The organism is Curtobacterium sp. Curtsp22 (assembly GCF_059492135.1).
This window is the reverse complement of sequence record NZ_CP168519.1, coordinates 2,094,907-2,110,872: the sequence shown is the minus strand read 5'-3', so window position 1 is coordinate 2,110,872 and position 15,966 is coordinate 2,094,907. Positions and strand designations below refer to the sequence as shown.

The following is a 15,966-nucleotide window of genomic DNA, read 5'->3' as shown; positions in this document are numbered from 1 at the left end:
GGCGCGACGAGCGCGACCGGCGCGACCACCTGACGGCCAGGAGGGACGGTGCGGGCCCGCACCGTCCCTCCTGGCCGTCAGTCAGTGCGTCAGTGCGCGACCGCGCTGATCATGCCGAGGCCGACGCTGATGCGGTCGGCCACCTCGATGAGGTCCTCGGCGAGCGACGCGGTGTCGCGGTCCCGCAGCTGCGTCACCCGCCCGGAGATCGACAGCGCCGCGACGATGCGCCCCGACGCGTTCCGGATCGGTGCCGCGATGCAGAACCGGCCGAGCGCGACCTCTTGGTTCTCGACGCACCAGCCGCGCTTTGCCGAGGCCTCGAGGTCCGCCGTCAGCGCGTCGTGCGACGTGATCGTGTGGTCCGTGTAGCGCGCGAGGTCCGCGCCGAGCAGCGCCTCATGCTCGGCCTGAGACAGGTCGAGCATGAGCGCCTTGCCGAGCGCCGAGGCGTGCAGCGGCTGCCGCATGCCGATCATGGTGTGCGACTTCGGGGCGAGTGAGCCCTCGAAGTGGCAGAGGTAGATGCAGGCCGCGTCGTCCTGCACCCCGACGTTCGCGGTGAGGCCGATGCGGTGCGCGAGCTCTTGCGCGGCGGCCCGGCTCTCGCGGTGGACGGGGTTGTGGTTGAGCCCCTGGCTGGCGAGCTCGAGGACGGCCCGCCCGACGGAGTACCCCTGCGACTCGGGGTCGCGTCGCACGTACTCGAGCGACTCGAGCGTGGCGAGGAGCCGCCCGGTCGTCGACGTGCCGAGGCCGATCGCCCGTGCGATGTCGGAGGCGCGCATCGCCCCGTCGGCGGCACCGAGCGCGCCGAGGACCGCCGCGGCGCGCTCGATGCTCTGGTTCGGAGGGGTGGTGGCCATCCGCCCATTCTGTCCCGTGGAGTCGATCAGGACACCGTGACACCGCTGACGAACTGGTTCGTCCGCACCTGTGCCGTGGTGAGGGGTGCGCCGCCGAGCACGACGTCCTCGAGGGCGACGTCCGACACCCCGTGCGTCGCGTCCCACCCGGACAGCGTCACCAAGTCGGCCGTGACGTCGGTGAAGTCGCGGATCGTGATGCCCGTGATCCTGCCCCGCTCGTCGCGGTACCCGGTGTCGTTCGAGTACTGGCCCTTGAGCACCTGCAGCACGATGGCCTGCCCGCCGACCGGCTGCGACTCCACGTGGAAGCCGTCCACGGTGACGTCGGAGACCGTCGCCCAGTCCTGGACGTCGAACTTCAGGGCGACCTCCTTCGCGCGGAGCACGTACGACTGCGTGATGGAGACGTCGGTGAAGACCTCGGTCTCCATGGACGAGCCGAACCGGACGGGGTTGCCGCCGGTGACGTTCCAGAACGTGGTGTCGGTCGCGTGCAGCCCACGGGTCTCCGGCTCGCCGTTCGTGGCCGCGTCGAGGGCGTGCCAGCCGAACCCGTCGTCACCGCTCATCACGAAGTTGTGCTCGACGGTCATGTCCTGCACGCCGTCGGTGTCGATGCCGTCGTTGTTGATGAGCGTGCCCATCAGGTTCAGCCAGGACACGTGGATGCCCGAGGAGCGGATGTACAGCGTCTGCCACCACTGGGCGTTGCGGACGCCGATGCCGGACACCGTGACGTCCGAGCTGTCGTGGAAGCGGATCGCCATCGTCTTGTTGGTCCGCGACGTGTCCGAGCCTGCGTCGAGGATCCCGCGCCCGAGCACGTGCACGCCGGTGACGCCGTCGCCGTCGATGCGACCGTGCACGAGGGCACCCGGCGCGAGGTAGACCGTCTGGCCCGACACCGGGCGGATCACGCCGGCGTCGTGCTCGCCGGGCCCGAAGTACAGCACGTCGGGGTCCGACGCGGACGGCACCGTGGTCTCCGACGGCGTGACGAAGAGGAACAGTGCGCGGACGCCGGGAGTCTCGATGACGAGCGGGTGCGCGTCGCGGATCGTGAAGGTCACGGTGTCGCCGGCCCGGGTCGTGGCGATCCCGAGCGTCCGGGGCGTGACGACCGGGGTGGCCGACGCGGCGAGGCCGGGCATCGTGACGCTGATCGTCGCGGTACCCGTCCCCTTCGCGAACATCGCGACGTCGTGCGAGGTGCCGCTCACGGACTCGGCCTTGACCGGCACGGCCGTCCCGTTGACCGACACCGTGTGCGCGGTGGCGGTGGGCGACGTCGGGTTCCCCGGGTTCGCCTGGATGCTCGCGGTGCCGGCGGCGACCGCGGTGCCGGACGCGACGGCCGGCGGCCCGACGACCCCGACGGTGGTGAGCGACAGTGCGACGGCCGTCGCGATGGTCAGTGCGCGCAGGCGCATGGCGATCTCCCTTGATCGTGGTGGTGCTGCGGGTGGTGCGGTGGGTCAGTAGACCTTCACGGCGCTCGCCGACGCGAACGGTGAACCGTTCGTGGCGGTCACGACGACGCGGAGCGAGGCGGTCCGCGTCGGCGCGACGTCGTGCACGCGGTGCCGGTGCCGGTTGTCGGTGACGGTCGCGAGTCCCTGCCACGATCCGTCGACGCACGCCTCGATCCGGTAGTCGCGGGCCAGGGTCGGGACCGCGTCCCACGGCGTGCGGTGGTGGTGCAGGTTGATGAGGTCGGCGTCGACGTCGTCGTTCCAGACGATGCGGACCTCGCGGACGTCGACGGGCTCCGCCCAGTCGAGGGTGAGGGTCGCCGCGCCGTCGTCCGGGTCCGACGACCACAGGTGCGGTCCGCCGAAGGGGCGCTGGTAGCCGTCGGTGACCCGGGAGGCGCGCCACGCGTCCGACGCGTCGGCTGCGGTGAACGCGAAGGAGCGTCCGCGCAGGGCCCGCGCCTCCCAGTCGGTGACCGGCTGGTCGGCCTCCTCGGGGATGTGGTCGTCGAACTGCTCGTCGTCGGCCGTGCGGGCGCGGAGCGCGAGGACGCCGTACGGGTGCCCGTCGGTGAGGACCAGGCGCACGCCGGGGGTCCGGCGGACCACGACCACGGCGTTGCACGGCTCGTCCGGCCGGAACCCGAGGTCGACGACCGCCTCGCCCGCCCCGGCGGGGACGCTCGCGGTGTGCGTCGACACGTGCGCGATCGGGGCGTAGTTCTGCGGCCGGCCCGTGGTCCAGAGCTCGATCGTGACGTCGGTGTCGTGGTCGGCGACGGTCCGGAACGCGACGGAACCGAGCACGGGGTCGACCGGCACGACCAGCGCCGCGTCGCGGTCGAGCGCGAAGGTGTCCGCGGTCGCCCACTGGGTGGTGTCGAGCCGGACGAGTTCGCTGCTCGCGCTGATCCGGGCGCGCTGGGCGAGGTCCGCCCCGTCGTGGGCCCGGACGCCGATGAGCGGCGCGTCCTCGCGGAGGAGCGTCTGCTGCAGCATCGCGACGTGGTCGGTGCCCAGCTCGCGCGGCGTGAAGCCGTGGCGGGCGGCGAGGTGCGCGGCGGTCCCGGCGGCCTGGCCCTGGGTGGCGCAGGTGGCCATCACGCGGGTCGACCCGAACGCGACGTGCGACGCGGAGATGTTCCGGCCGGCGAAGAGCAGGTTGGCGACGTCCGCCGAGTAGAGGGAGCGGAACGGGATGTCGTACGTGCCGTCGGTGTACCGCTGCTGCGCCCCGGCGGTCTCGGCGTAGACGCCCTCGACCGGGTGCAGGTCGATCGACCACCCGCCGAACGCGACCGTGTCCGGGAAGGTCCGCTGCGAGAGGAGGTCCTGCTGGGTGAGGGTGTGGTCGCCCACGAACCGTCGGTACTCCCGCTTGCCCGGGATCGCGCCGACCCAGTCCAGGGTGAGCGAGTCGGCGTCGAACGCGCCGGAGTTCTTGATGTGGTCCCAGATGCCGTAGACGACGCCCCACAGCTCGTCGCGGATCCGTTCGTTCTCGGTGACGGTGTCGAGCTCGCCGCCCCACTCGATCCACCAGTAGTTGCAGCCGTTGTCCCCGGTCTTGATCGCGCGGTTCGCCAGGATCGGCGTCGTGCTGAGGTCCTTCGCGATCGACGGCGGCACGAACTTCTCCGGGCGGCCGGTGTCGTGCGTGGAGAAGAAGATCGAGCTGCCGAGCAGTTCGTCGTCCGGCTGTTCGGGCGCCCACTCCTCGCCGTGTTCGTCGCGGCCCTCGCGCCCGATCCGGTACGACGCCCCGGCCAGGGCGCCGACGAGCCCGTCTCCCGTGCAGTCGAGGAACACCGGGGCGGTGAACGTCGTCTCGACCTCGGAGCCCATCGTCCAGCCGGTGACGGACGCGATGCGCGGTGCGCCGGCCTCGTCGTCCACCGTCGTCACGGTCCGCACGTCGGTGTTGAGGTGCAGGTGGACGTTCGGCTCGGCGCGCACGAGGTCGAGCACGACCTGGTCCCAGTAGATCGCGTTGCCCTGCGGGTTCCGGTACTGGTTCTCGAGGAACAGCTCGCCCATGATCCCGGTCTCGCGGGCGAACCGCTGCGTGCCGTGGGCGGTGGCGCCGACGACCCACACGCGGATCTCGCTCGAGGAGTTCCCGCCGAGGACCGGGCGGTTGGTGACGAGGGCGACGCTGGAGCCGAGGCGGGCGGCGGCGACGGCGGCGCTCACACCGGCGAGGCCACCTCCGACGACCACGACATCGTGGTGCTGTTCACGGGACTGCATGGCGGCGACGGTATCACTTGCTGGCGACACTTTCCCACTGTGTGGCAAAGTATGCCCGGCGAGTGCTATCGTCAACCAACTCTCGACAACGAAGTGTGAGGTCTCCCCATGAGCGACGGAACCCAGACGCGCACCAGCGCCGACGCCGCCAACGCCCCCGTCCCGGACGTGTTCGGCGACGACGCCCGCCGCCGGAGCATGCGGAAGGTGATCGTGGCGGCCGGCGTCGGCCACTTCGTGGAGTGGTTCGACTTCGGTCTCTACGGCACCCTGGCGACGGTCATCTCGCTGTACTTCTTCAAGCAGGGGGACCCGCAGGTCGCGCTGCTCTCGGCCTTCGCCGTGTTCGGCGCCGGGTTCGTGATGCGTCCGCTCGGTGGACTCTTCTGGGGCTCGCTCGGCGACCGGGTGGGCCGGAAGACGACCCTGGCGACGGTCATCCTCATCACGAGCGGCGCGACCGCGGTGATGGGCATCCTGCCGACGTACCAGAGCGTCGGGCTGCTGGCGCCGATCCTCCTCGTCGTGGTGCGGCTCGTGCAGGGCTTCGCCGCCGGCGGTGAGGGAGCGGGGGCGACCACGCTCCTCGCCGAGTCCGCGCCCTCGAACCGACGCGGCTTCGTCACGAGCTTCATCGACGTCTTCGGCTTCGCGGCGTTCATCGTGGGTGGCGGACTGGTCTTCCTGTTCACGGCGATCGCGGGCGACGGCGCCCTCGAGTCGTGGGGCTGGCGCGTGCTGTTCCTCATCGCGCTGCCGCTCGGGCTCGTCGGGCTCTACCTCCGCTCGAAGCTCGAGGACACCCCGGAGTTCCGCGCCCTCAAGGCGAAGGGCGACCTCGCGAAGAACCCCCTCCGGCGGTCGCTCCGCACCGGGTGGAAGGCACTGCTCTTCTGCGTCGGGTTCGTCGTCCTCAAGGCCGTCGGGCACTGGATCCTGCAGACGTTCATGCCGTCGTACCTGCAGGCCGACCTCGGCTACTCGCCGCTCGTGTCGTACGGCGTGGTCGTCATCGGGTTCATCGTGATCGCCGGACTCGTGCCGTTCTTCGGCCTGCTCTCGGACAAGATCGGCCGGAAGCCCGTGATGCTCGCCGGCTGCGGCGGCTTCCTCGTGCTCACCTACCCGACGCTCATGCTCATGAACGCCGGCAACTTCTGGGCCGCCGCCGGCGCGATGGTGCTCCTCGGGCTGTTCATGGCGGCCTTCGACGGTGCCGTGAGCGCTGCGATGGCCGAGCTCTTCCCGACGGCGATCCGCTACGGGTCGATGGGCATCGCGTACAACATCAGCGTCGCGCTCTTCGGCGGGATCACGCCGTACTTCGCCACCTGGCTGATCACGGCGACGGGCAACACGTTCGCGCCGGCGTTCTACGTGATGGCGGCCGCGGCGATCACCGGGATCACGGTGCTGCGGGCACGGGAGACCAACAAGGGCAAGCTCGCGTCCTGAGACGCGACCGAACACGGACGGGAGGCGCGGTGCCGGCTGGCACCGCGCCTCCCGTCCGCCGGTCGGTCACGGCGGGATCGCGGCGACCTGCCAGGACGGTTTGATGTTGTCGGCACACACGCCCGTTATGGTTTCCGGGTGACGAACGAGCCCGAGCAGACGACCGGTCGTGGCCGCCGCGGCTTCACGCCACCGCGGCACGGCCGCCAGAAGCGACGTGGCGGGGTGGTCCTCCCCGCCGTCGCGGGCGTGCTCACCATGGCCCTCCTGCTCGGCGGCGGCTACGCCGCGTACGCCTACGGAACGCTGTCGAACGGCATCACGAAGATCGATGCGATCTCGGGAAAGACTGCGACGAAGGACGACGTCGACGGCCAGGCGCAGAACATCCTGCTGGTCGGTGACGACCACCGCCCGGACAACGCGACGCCGGAGCAACTCGCAGAGCTGGGCACCGAATCGGACGGTGGCTCGAAGAACACCGACACGATGATCGTCCTGCACATCAACGAGGACGGATCGCAGGCGACGATGATCTCGTTCCCGCGTGACTCGTACGTCGACATCCCGGGTGTCGGCAAGGGCAAGCTCAACAGTGCGTTCTACTTCGGCTCGCTGAACGGCGGCGGGGACACCGGCGGCGCGAAGCTGCTCATCAAGACGATCCAGAACCTCAGCGGCCTGACGATCGACCACTACGTGCGCGTCTCGCTGCTCGGCTTCTACCAGATCGTCAAGGAGCTCGGGCCGGTCGAGGTCTGCCTCAACAACGCCGTCGACGACCACTGGTCGAACCTCAAGCTCCCTGCCGGTACCTCCGAACTCACACCGAGCCAGGCGCTGTCCTTCGTCCGACAGCGGCACGGGCTGCCCAACGGGGACCTCGACCGCAACGTCCGGCAGCAGTACTTCCTCTCGCAGGAGGCCCGCAAGGTGCTCTCCGCGGGGACGCTGCTCAATCCGATCAAGATGGGCAACATCCTCAAGGCGGTCGGCGGCTCGATCCAGACCGACACCGACCTGGTCAACCTGGCGACCCAGATGCGGAACCTACGACCCGGCAACATCCAGTCGGCGACGATCCCCACGCTCGGTACCCCGACGATCACCGTCAACGGCTCGCCGCTGTCGATCGTCGAGGTCGACACCGTCGGGCTGCCGGCCTTCGTGCAGGGTCTCGTCGGTGAGCCCGCGGAGTACAGCAAGGCCGGGCGCGCCCAGCCGGCGAGCACCTCGGTCACCGTGCTGAACGGCAGCGGCGTGACCGGTGCGGCGGGCGCCGCCGGGACCGTCCTCACCGCGCGCGGCTTCCAGGTCGGTGCGCCCGGGTCCTCCGACCTGACGAAGACGACCCAGGTGCAGTACCCGGCCGGCATGGAGAAGCAGGCGAAGGCGGTCGCGGCCGTCGTGCCCGGTGCCGTCGCGGTGCGGACGAACGCGGTCACGGGCGTGACGCTGGTGCTCGGGTCGGACGGCAAGACGGTGACCCCGGTCGCCGCTGCCGGTGGGACCGCCTCGAGCCCCGCTGCCGGCTCCGGTTCGTCCGATGCCGGTTCGACCGGCTCGGGCGCTGCGGCGTCGAAGCCCGCAGCCTCGAAGCCCGCCGCGCCCGAGCCGAAGCCGTCGTCGACCGACGTGAAGAGCTACGGCAAGGCAGGCGTCTGCATCAACTGACGCCGGAGCCGGTCGCGTGCCGGCGGATGCTCGTGATCGCGGTGTCGAGCCCGATCGCGAGGGGGCGGACGTCCCGCTGGACCTGCGCCAGGAGCAGCCCGCCCTGCAGCGCCACCATCACGGTCGTCGCCAGCGCGGCGGGGTCGGCGTCCGGGCCGAGCAGCCCGCGTTCGCGCATCGTGCGGATGCCGTCGTGGAACCCCTGCTCCCAGCGGGCGAAGCCGGCGGCGACGAGGTCGCGGGTGTCGGCGTCGCGCTCGGCGACCTCGGTCCCGAGGGACCCGAGCGGACAGCCGCCCACGCAGCCGCCGGCCTCGGCGTCGGCGACCGTCCGGTCCCGCCACCGCTGCCAGGCGTCCCACGTGGTGAGGTCGCCGTAGTCCGGCCCCTGGTGTGCGATGATCGCGTCGGTCTGCTGCCGGACGACGTCGCGCACGAGCTCCTGCTTGTCGGCGAAGTAGTGGTACATCTGCGACCGTCCGACCGTGGCGGCGGCGCCGATGTCGTCGAGCGTCGTCCCCGAGATGCCGCGCGTGAGCATCAGGTCGGCGGCCGTGACCACGATCCGGTTCCGGGTCGCCAGTCCCTTCGCGGTCGTGCGTCGGGAAGTCCGTGAGGCGTGGTCGGAGCGCATGGTAAGAGTGTACTTGCAAGTACATTTTCGGTATGTGACATTCTTCTGGTGGACGACGGACTCCTCGCGAAGCGCGACGAAGAACGCGCACTGTTGCTCGCCGTGGCTGCCGGTGACCGGCATGCCTTCACCCGACTGCACGATCGGTTCCGACCGCTCGTCGAGCGGTACGTCCGCCACCAGCTCGTCGATGCGTGGCAGGCGGAAGAGGTCGTGCAGGACGTGTTCCTCGAGATCTGGCAGATCGCCGACCGGTTCGACCCGGCACACTCGGCGATCGCGTGGATCCGCACGATCGCGCAGCGCCGGGCGATCGACCGGGTCCGGAAGAGCCGGGCCGACCGTGACCGCGACCTGCGGATCGGCACCAGGGACGCCGACCTCGTGGACCACTCGAGCATGGAGCGGGCCGAGAGCGTCCTCGACCGAGCCGAGCTCCGCCGCGCCGTCGCCGCGCTCCCCGGGCGCCAGCGCGACGCCGTCGTCCTCCGGCACCTGGTAGGTATGACCGGGCCCGAGGTCGCCGCGCGGCTCGGGGTCCCGGTCGGCACCGCCAAGACCCGGGCGCGCGACGGGGTCATCGCACTGCGGCGGGTCATGGTGCCCTGAGCGCGCCCGTCGGCCGCGAGGGGGACGCGTGCTTAGTTCGTTCCCTTCGAGCAGGTCTGCTGCGCGGCGTTCTGCCCCGTGATCGACGACGGGAGAGCAGTCGGAGCGTTGACGCCGCGCGAACTCGACGTTGCCGAAGACCCGCCCGACGGATGACTGTTGCCGGTAGAAGAATTCGACGCCGAAGAATCGCTCCGTGGGGCTCGTGGCGTCGCCGTTGAGTCCACAGCGCCGCGGCCGATGGCACCATCGGCGATTTGCGTGCGTTCATCGTTCTGGAGCGCCACGTTGAGACTGTGGGCGGCGTCCTGACTAACGACAAGACGGTTGGCGTTGTCCGGGTCTGCGATCGTCGGGTACTGCACGAGCAACATGTTCGACGTGTTCGTGCTGCGCACGGCCGCCGCAAGTGACACCAGTGTCCCCGTGCTGTTCAAGCCCTCGGAGAGCGTCATGTTGGAAGTCGCGGCCTTGGCGAACTTGTACAACGTGATCGGGTTGTCGAGAGCTCCCTCACCGGTCAGCTGACGGAGCATCGCCGACAGGAACACCTGCTGGTTGCTGATGCGTGCGACGTCGCTCCCGTCATCAACGCCGTGCCGGGTCCGGAGGAACGCGAGGGCCTCGTCTCCCTTGAGTGGAACCTTCCCGGCGGGCAGATTCAAGAACGTTCCGTCGTGTATGGGTTTGGCGAGACAGACCGTGACCCCGCCCAGGGCATTGCTCATCGCGATCACACCATCGAACGTGATCAATCCGGCATAGGGAATCGACAGGCCCGTGAGGTTCTCGACCGTCTTCGCGACGCACGCAACGCCGCCCTTCGGACCCCCCTCGCCGAGAGCAGTATTGAACATCGCCTTGCTTTGCGGGTAGCTGGACTCTCCGGTGTCCGGATCGGTGCAGGACGGTATCGGGACCATCGTGTCTCGAGGGAACGAGACGACCGTGACTTGAGAGTGGTCCTCGCTGATGTGCACCAGCATGGTGACGTCGTTACGTGCGCCCTCGGCATCCTCCCGCTCGGCGGTCTGCCCTACACGTGTATCCGAACCGATCAGCAGGATGTTTGCCCCGCCCTTGATGGCGTTGATGTCCTGAGTTCTCGCCTTTCCCTCGTCAGACGGGCTGAGCTTGATCGTTTTGATGTCATCCCTGACGTCGTTCGCGGCGATCGCGGCGATGCTGCCAGCACTGACGAGTGCAACGACCGCAGCTGTTCCGATGAACCCGAACAGCGTTGACAATGGCCGACTCCGCTTCAGTCGCCCATGCCGCACGATCCCGGGCTCCTGCGTTTGCGAGCGCGCTCGTCGTTCAGTCGGTGCCACGGCCTCTCCCCCTCGAAGTCACCACGACCGTAGCGTACGAGGTTTCGCGGATCGGCAAACCGGTGGGTGCTCGGGATCTCCCGTCGGCCCTTCGTACCGGGTTCAAACCATATGTGTCCATCAGATAACGAATGCGTCTCAGGTGTAGCGGACAGAGCGGTCTACCCGATAGCTCTTAGACAGCTCATGGGGGGTCCATGGGCAGTGTTAAAGGAGCACACATGCGTAAGGCAAGCATCTGGGGAGCAGCAGCCGCTCTCGTCATGATCGGGGCTTCGGCCCTCGTCGGTGGCACGGCAGCGAACGCAGCGACGGCTACTCCGCAGACCAAGGGGGAAAGCTACGTGTTCAGTGCTCAGGCGCAGGCTGCGCTGACGCACTGCAATGACTACTACAACGCCGTCACGAAGGGCAGCGTTAGCGGGTACGCGCAGATCCCGGCGTACGAGACGAGCTCGACGCTCACCTACGACTGCATCCTCGAAACCGGCAACAAGAACACCGGCGTCTCGAAGCTGCAGACCAATCTCAACGCCTGTTACGGCAAGGGTCTCGCGGTCGACGGCGTCTTCGGCAGCGGGACGTACAACGCGCTTCTGCAGGTCCAGCGCTCGGTCGGCGCTACCGTCGACGGTGTCTACGGGCCGAACACCCGCAACAAGATGAAGTGGACGTCGAACGGCAAGGCTTCGGGCTGCAAGACCATCAGCTCCTACCAGGGCTTCTGATGGGGCGCAGCACGCAGCTCGTTGGCCTTGCGGCCGTGCTGCTGACCGCCTGTGTCACGTTCATCGCCGCACCTGCTTCCGCTGACGAGATGACGACGAGTTCGGCTTCCACGTCAGCCGTGGCTGCGACGCCGAGTTTCGAGATCTTCTACGGTCCAGGATGCAGTTCCGCGTCGCGTGTCTACACGGGGACCAACCGTGGCGAGGCGTGGGTCAACGACACCTTCAACCGCACGACGCACGGGATCGCCGGCTCCGGACAGAAGATCCGGAACAATGCGGCGTCGATCATCACCCACAACGTGCAGTCCGTGAACATCCGAGGCAATGACGGGGTGTACATCGCTTTCTCTACCCAAGGGAAGTGCGTATCGCTTGACTCCCCGTTCGGTAACCGCCGGAACAACAACACCGGATGGCAGACCGTGCCACTCGGCGGCTTCTGAGTTCCGAATAGTATTCAGGCAAGCGACGTGGCGCAGTCTCTCGGACTGCGCCACTTCGCTGTCTTCTACGCCGCACGCCAGCGGTCGGACTCGCGATCTCGGGAAGACTTTGCGTCCCTGTTCCCGGTCGCCCAGGCGCGACGTGGGAAGTCAGAGCAGCAGGCTTGCTCTGACGTTCCATCTGGCGCAGGACTCTCGGCGACTGGTTGTTCGGGAACAGCGGCGTGGTGACGGCTGGCGGGGCAGCCTCTCGCAGATTGCCACTGATGCCCAGCGTCGGAGCGCCTCGAGTCCGGAGAAGCCCGGTAATTCTCGGCTGCGCGGGTCGGGCGCCTTCGCAGTCCCTTCGGAGCCTCCGGGCGAACAACGTGGGCGTCGCACCTACTACGTCGTCCGCGGCTAGGCCCGAGGTCGCCGCGCGGCTCGGGGTCCCGGTCGGTACCGCCAAGACCCGGGCGCGCGACGGGGTCATCGCACTGCGGCGGGTCATGGTGCCCTGAGCGTGCCCGTCGGTAGGTTCGACGGGTGAGCAACGCAGCGCGTCCGATCACCCTGATGACCTACAACGTCAAGAACCCGGATCCGGCCCACGACTGGCCCGCCCGGTTGCCGGTCCTGCTCGACGTGGTCCGGCGGCACGACCCCGACCTCGTGTGCGTCCAGGAGGCCTTCGCGCACCAGTTGGACGACCTTCGTGCCGGTCTGCCCGACCACGGCGACGTCGGCCAGGGTCGCGAGGGCGGCACCGCCGGTGAGCACGCGGCCGTCTTCTTCCGTCGCAGCCGACTCCGGCCGATCGACGAGGGCGCCTTCTGGCTCTCGGACACCCCGGACGAGCCCGTGTCGAACACCTGGGGGAGCCTGTTCCCCCGAGTGGCGAACCACGCCCGGTTCCTCGACGCCGAGGGCGAGGCGTTCACGCTCCTGACGACGCACCTCGACCACGAGGTCGGACCGCACGGGGACGACGTCCGGGCGCGGAGCGCGGCGCTCATCGTCGAACGCCTCAGCACGGCGGACGGCCCGGTCATCGTGGCGGGGGACTGCAACGAGCCGGCCGGAGCGGGGCCTGCGTCGCGGGTGCTCGTCGAGGCCGGGTTCGAGGACGCCTGGCTGGTCGGTGGCGACCCGGCGGACCGGACGGCCACCTTCAACGACTGGGAGCCGCCGGTCGACTCCGGGGAGCGCATCGACTGGGTGTTCACCCGGGGGATCGCCGGCGTCGACCGCGTCGTCATCGACCACGACGGCCCGGAGACGTGGTTCGCGAGCGACCACTTCCCGGTGGTGGCGACGCTGCGGGTCTGACCGGGGTCGGTCAGCAGGTGCGTTTGGCGTGCACCGGCATCGGCGACCCGAGCACCGTGACCGTTGTGTCGTCGGTCAGGGCGGAGACGCCGTTCGTCCCGAGGTCGGCGGCAGCGGATTCCGTGTCCGTGTCCGTGTCCGTGTCGGACGGCGTGCTCGTGTCCGTCTCGGTGCCCGTGCCGCGGCTGTCGGGCGGGCTCGCGGTGTCGTGCTGCGGGGCCCACCCGGGCTCGAGCAGGAGCTGGAACGCACGGGCGTCCGCGGAGCCGAACGACATCCGGTCGGACTTCGGGGCGTCCTGGATCGCCGTGCGGATGTCGTCGCCCACCTGGACGCCGTCGGGTCCGGTCAGTTCGACGTCGCCGCCGAAGCGGGACCGCACCGTCTCGCGCAGGACACGGATCTCGACCGCGTTGCCGGCAGCGGCCGGGGACGTCAGGGCAGCCACGCGGACCGCCCCGCCCCACGTGTAGGTCGTGCCGGCGGGGAAGCACGCGCCGCCGTCACCCTCGGCCGTCTGCGTGCGCGACGCTGTGCCGAGCAGACGGTTCAGCAGGCTGACCGTCGTGCGGGAGTCGCGCATCGACGCCTCGGTCACGGTCTTGCCGCCGCGCCGGAACACGAGCGATTCGGCGTCGAGCTCGATCGAGTCGACCCGCTTGAGCTTCGCGTTCGTGACCCGGACGGGCTCGCGGTGCACCGGGTCCGGTCCGAGCTCGGCTGCGCTCGCCGGGGTCGCTGCGACCCCGATCCCGACCGTGCCGTCGACGGCGACCGTGCCGGCCGAGAAGGCGAGCACGGCGGCGCTCAACGCCAGCACGGTCCGGAAGGTCACCACTCGACGGTACGACGCCCGACCCGTCTGGACGACGGGTGTTACCGAATCGGGGCCTGGTCGTCACCGGACCGTGACATTCGTCGGTGACGCGTCACGAGCCCTCGGCAGGCCCGCCGACGGGGGCCTGTCGGCGGAACGGGGGACAGCCTCCTGGACGGCGCGGGGGTGCCGCGTGCGTACCGTCGAGGGCATGACGGACCAGCAGATCGACCAGTACAGCATGCAGGACCCGACGAAGATGTACGCCGACAAGAAGCCCGACGAGCAGTACCTCGAGGGCGCCGGCACCGACGCCGAGATGGCGGAGAACGTCCCGGCCGACCACGGTGAGGACACCTACCGCGGGTCCGGGCGGCTCACCGGCCGCAAGGCGCTCATCACCGGCGGCGACTCCGGGATCGGCGCGGCAGTCGCGATCGCCTACGCCCGTGAGGGTGCCGACGTCGCGATCTCCTACCTCCCCGAAGAGCAGGAGGACGCCGACCGCATCGTCGCGCTCATCGAGGCCGCCGGTCGCAAGGCCGTCGCTCTGCCCGGCGACATCACCTCGCTCGCAGTGTGCGAGCAGATCGTCGCCGACACCGTCGCACAGCTCGGCGGCATCGACATCCTGGTGAACAACGCGGGCAAGCAGCAGAACGTCGACGACATCACGAAGATCTCCGACGACGAGTTCGACGAGACCTTCAAGACCAACGCCTACGCGACCTTCCGGATCACGAAGGCGGCCGTGCCCCACCTGCAGCCGGGGTCGACCATCATCAACACGACGTCGATCCAGGCGTACGCGCCGTCGCCGCACCTGGTGCACTACGCGGCCACGAAGGCGACGGTCAACAACCTCGCGAAGGGACTCGCCGCGCAGCTCGCCCCGAAGGGCATCCGCGTGAACGCCGTCGCACCGGGGCCGATCTGGACCCCGCTCCAGCCCGCCGGTGGCCAGCCGCCGGAGGCCCTGCCGTCCGCCGGTGAGCAGACCTACCTCGGCCGCTGGGGGCAGCCGGCCGAGCTCGCGCCCGCGTACGTGTTCCTGGCGAGCGGCGAGTCGTCGTACGTCGTGGGTGAGACGCTCCACGTCGACGGGGGCATGCCGACGCCGTAGTCGCGACCCGGCGACGGACGGGAGGGACGGTGCCAGCTGGCACCGTCCCTCCCGTCCTTCCGTCAGTCCGTCAGTCGGTCGTCAACAGGGCGCGGTGCAGGTGCGCGCCAGGCGCTCGAGCAGTTCGCGGGCGGACAGCGCCGCGGCCAGCTCGACCTCGACCGGGTTGATGCCGACGGCCCGTTCGAACGCGCGGCGCCGGGCCTGGTCGGCGATCGGGACCTCGGGGCGCTGCGGGAGCGCGGCGATCGCCCGGGCTGCGGCGTCGAACGCGCCGGTCGGCCGCCCGAGTTGCTCCCACATGGTCCGGACGTCGTGGGCGACCTGATCCGGGTCGCCGCCGAACTCGAAGCCGGCCGAGGCCATGGTCGCCAGTCCCTGCGCGGTGGGGTCGTTCGGGGTCATGACGGCATCGTCACACGGATGACCGCGAACGCGCTGCGAACCGCATCGCTTGTCCCCCGACATGCCGACACCCGGACCGGGGATTCTGGTGTCCCCCGATCTCCGTTTGGATGGACCTGCCCCCAGGGGCGACGCGGACAGGACGTCCGGGGACCGACGGAGGGCACGATGCTCGAACACACCAGCGCGGACACGCAGGCGGCAGCCGCCGCGGCCGCGACCCTGCACCTGCGGATCACGATCGTGGGGGCGACCGTCGACCTGCTGCGGGACGTGCCCTTCCACGAGGCCGACGCGGGACTCGTCGCCCAGCGACTGGGGATCACCGTCGAGGAGCTCCGGCAGCACTTCCCCTCGTGGGACGGACTCGTGCTCGCCGCGGTCGACCGGTGGAACGGCGGTCGCATGGACGAGGTCGCGCGCGAGGTCGGGGACGGCTCGACCGTGCAGCTCCTGCGCGGGATCGTCGCGTCGAACGCCGAGGACCCGGCGCTCATGCGGCTCCTCGTCGCGCTGCTCTCGGTCGCGGGCAACCCGCAGCACCCCATGGCGACGTACCTCCGGTCGCGCTACCAGCTCTTCTACGCGCAGATCAAGCGTGGCCTCGAGCACGACATCGCGGTCGGTCGGGCACCGCACACGATGGACCCGCGCCGAGGGGCCGAGCAGCTCATCGCGCTGTACGAGGGACTCCAGTTGCAGGCGTTGCTGCGGTCGGACCTCGACCTCGTGCCGGCGTTCGACCGGGCCGTCGCGCGGCTCGAGCGGGGCTGGATGGAGCGGTACGAGCCGCAGGCGGCCCGGCGGCTCTCGACGTGGAGCGACGGCGGCTGGGAGCTCTGACG

At 69.9% G+C, this 15,966-nt stretch carries 15 protein-coding genes; 8 read left to right on the top strand and 7 right to left on the bottom strand.

The window, feature by feature from the left end; translation table 11 throughout:
* Positions 1 to 89 precede the first annotated feature (89 nt).
* The 3 genes from ACEN8D_RS10085 to ACEN8D_RS10075 are packed head-to-tail and all read right to left on the bottom strand — an operon-like array spanning position 90 to position 4,621.
* Entirely contained in the window at positions 90 to 866 is a 777-nt protein-coding gene (locus ACEN8D_RS10085; RefSeq protein WP_413398796.1) for an IclR family transcriptional regulator, read from the bottom strand.
* 26 nt (positions 867 to 892) lie between these two features.
* Positions 893 to 2,299, bottom strand: a complete 1,407-nt coding sequence (locus ACEN8D_RS10080) for a hypothetical protein (protein ID WP_413398797.1) — start codon at positions 2,297 to 2,299, stop codon at positions 893 to 895.
* 45 nt (positions 2,300 to 2,344) lie between these two features.
* The gene (locus ACEN8D_RS10075; protein ID WP_413398798.1) at positions 2,345 to 4,621 is read right to left on the bottom strand and encodes an FAD-dependent oxidoreductase; all 2,277 of its coding nucleotides are present in this window, start codon (positions 4,619 to 4,621) and stop codon (positions 2,345 to 2,347) included.
* A gap of 78 nt (positions 4,622 to 4,699) precedes the next feature.
* On the opposite strand from ACEN8D_RS10075, the gene ACEN8D_RS10070 reads away from it, so the two are divergent.
* Together ACEN8D_RS10070 and ACEN8D_RS10065 are read left to right on the top strand one after the other, a co-directional pair.
* Positions 4,700 to 6,046 (top strand): MFS transporter, encoded by a 1,347-nt coding sequence (locus ACEN8D_RS10070; protein WP_083295113.1) that lies wholly within the window; start codon positions 4,700 to 4,702, stop codon positions 6,044 to 6,046.
* Positions 6,047 to 6,184: 138 nt separating this feature from the next.
* Complete coding sequence (locus ACEN8D_RS10065) at positions 6,185 to 7,720, top strand: LCP family protein (protein ID WP_413461550.1); 1,536 nt, start codon at positions 6,185 to 6,187, stop codon at positions 7,718 to 7,720.
* Here ACEN8D_RS10065 and ACEN8D_RS10060 read toward each other — a convergent pair.
* Positions 7,713 to 8,354, bottom strand: a complete 642-nt coding sequence (locus ACEN8D_RS10060) for a TetR/AcrR family transcriptional regulator (RefSeq protein WP_309887128.1) — start codon at positions 8,352 to 8,354, stop codon at positions 7,713 to 7,715. The genes ACEN8D_RS10065 and ACEN8D_RS10060 overlap by 8 nt on opposite strands.
* A 48-nt stretch (positions 8,355 to 8,402) precedes the next feature.
* Between ACEN8D_RS10060 and ACEN8D_RS10055 the strand changes: the two genes are divergently transcribed.
* Positions 8,403 to 8,963 carry a sigma-70 family RNA polymerase sigma factor gene (locus tag ACEN8D_RS10055; protein ID WP_413399026.1) on the top strand — a complete coding sequence of 187 codons (561 nt, stop codon included), beginning with the start codon at positions 8,403 to 8,405 and terminating at the stop codon, positions 8,961 to 8,963.
* Positions 8,964 to 8,995: 32 nt separating this feature from the next.
* Here ACEN8D_RS10055 and ACEN8D_RS10050 read toward each other — a convergent pair whose 3' ends face one another.
* Complete coding sequence (locus tag ACEN8D_RS10050; RefSeq protein ID WP_309887126.1) at positions 8,996 to 10,210, bottom strand: LCP family protein; 1,215 nt, start codon at positions 10,208 to 10,210, stop codon at positions 8,996 to 8,998.
* Positions 10,211 to 10,515: 305 nt separating this feature from the next.
* Between ACEN8D_RS10050 and ACEN8D_RS10045 the strand changes: the two genes are divergently transcribed.
* The 3 genes from ACEN8D_RS10045 (at position 10,516) to ACEN8D_RS10035 (ending at position 12,776) form a co-directional block, all read left to right on the top strand.
* On the top strand, positions 10,516 to 11,022 hold the full coding sequence (locus ACEN8D_RS10045; protein WP_309887125.1) for a peptidoglycan-binding domain-containing protein: 507 nt from the start codon (positions 10,516 to 10,518) through the stop codon (positions 11,020 to 11,022).
* The gene (locus tag ACEN8D_RS10040; protein WP_413399027.1) at positions 11,022 to 11,468 is read left to right on the top strand and encodes a hypothetical protein; all 447 of its coding nucleotides are present in this window, start codon (positions 11,022 to 11,024) and stop codon (positions 11,466 to 11,468) included. The genes ACEN8D_RS10045 and ACEN8D_RS10040 overlap by 1 nt, the downstream gene beginning before the upstream one ends.
* Positions 11,469 to 11,993: 525 nt before the next feature.
* On the top strand, positions 11,994 to 12,776 hold the full coding sequence (locus ACEN8D_RS10035) for an endonuclease/exonuclease/phosphatase family protein (protein WP_309887123.1): 783 nt from the start codon (positions 11,994 to 11,996) through the stop codon (positions 12,774 to 12,776).
* 10 nt (positions 12,777 to 12,786) lie between these two features.
* On the opposite strand, the gene ACEN8D_RS10030 is transcribed toward ACEN8D_RS10035, so the two are convergent.
* The gene (locus tag ACEN8D_RS10030) at positions 12,787 to 13,611 is read right to left on the bottom strand and encodes a hypothetical protein (RefSeq protein ID WP_413399028.1); all 825 of its coding nucleotides are present in this window, start codon (positions 13,609 to 13,611) and stop codon (positions 12,787 to 12,789) included.
* A 193-nt stretch (positions 13,612 to 13,804) separates the two neighbouring features.
* Here ACEN8D_RS10030 and ACEN8D_RS10025 point away from each other — a divergent pair, with 193 nt between their 5' ends.
* On the top strand, positions 13,805 to 14,716 hold the full coding sequence (locus ACEN8D_RS10025) for an SDR family oxidoreductase (RefSeq protein ID WP_309778049.1): 912 nt from the start codon (positions 13,805 to 13,807) through the stop codon (positions 14,714 to 14,716).
* Positions 14,717 to 14,797: 81 nt separating this feature from the next.
* Here the strand turns inward: ACEN8D_RS10025 and ACEN8D_RS10020 are convergent, their stop codons facing one another.
* On the bottom strand, positions 14,798 to 15,121 hold the full coding sequence (locus tag ACEN8D_RS10020) for a hypothetical protein (RefSeq protein ID WP_022907826.1): 324 nt from the start codon (positions 15,119 to 15,121) through the stop codon (positions 14,798 to 14,800).
* 168 nt (positions 15,122 to 15,289) lie between these two features.
* Between ACEN8D_RS10020 and ACEN8D_RS10015 the strand changes: the two genes are divergently transcribed.
* Positions 15,290 to 15,964: a TetR/AcrR family transcriptional regulator gene (locus ACEN8D_RS10015; RefSeq protein WP_070417235.1), complete on the top strand. Its 675-nt coding sequence runs from the start codon at positions 15,290 to 15,292 to the stop codon at positions 15,962 to 15,964.
* Positions 15,965 to 15,966: the final 2 nt, after the last annotated feature.

Excerpts from the sequence above, each read along its gene's own strand:
- ACEN8D_RS10070 (WP_083295113.1), top strand. The coding sequence starts at position 4,700 with ATGAGCGACGGAACCCAGACGCGCACCAGCGCCGACGCCGCCAACGCC.
- ACEN8D_RS10015 (WP_070417235.1), top strand. The coding sequence starts at position 15,290 with ATGCTCGAACACACCAGCGCGGACACGCAGGCGGCAGCCGCCGCGGCC.
- ACEN8D_RS10045 (WP_309887125.1), top strand. The coding sequence starts at position 10,516 with ATGCGTAAGGCAAGCATCTGGGGAGCAGCAGCCGCTCTCGTCATGATC.
- ACEN8D_RS10020 (WP_022907826.1), bottom strand. The coding sequence starts at position 15,121 with ATGACCCCGAACGACCCCACCGCGCAGGGACTGGCGACCATGGCCTCG.
- ACEN8D_RS10025 (WP_309778049.1), top strand. The coding sequence starts at position 13,805 with ATGACGGACCAGCAGATCGACCAGTACAGCATGCAGGACCCGACGAAG.
- ACEN8D_RS10060 (WP_309887128.1), bottom strand. The coding sequence starts at position 8,354 with ATGCGCTCCGACCACGCCTCACGGACTTCCCGACGCACGACCGCGAAG.
- ACEN8D_RS10080 (WP_413398797.1), bottom strand. The coding sequence starts at position 2,299 with ATGCGCCTGCGCGCACTGACCATCGCGACGGCCGTCGCACTGTCGCTC.
- ACEN8D_RS10040 (WP_413399027.1), top strand. The coding sequence starts at position 11,022 with ATGGGGCGCAGCACGCAGCTCGTTGGCCTTGCGGCCGTGCTGCTGACC.
- ACEN8D_RS10085 (WP_413398796.1), bottom strand. The coding sequence starts at position 866 with ATGGCCACCACCCCTCCGAACCAGAGCATCGAGCGCGCCGCGGCGGTC.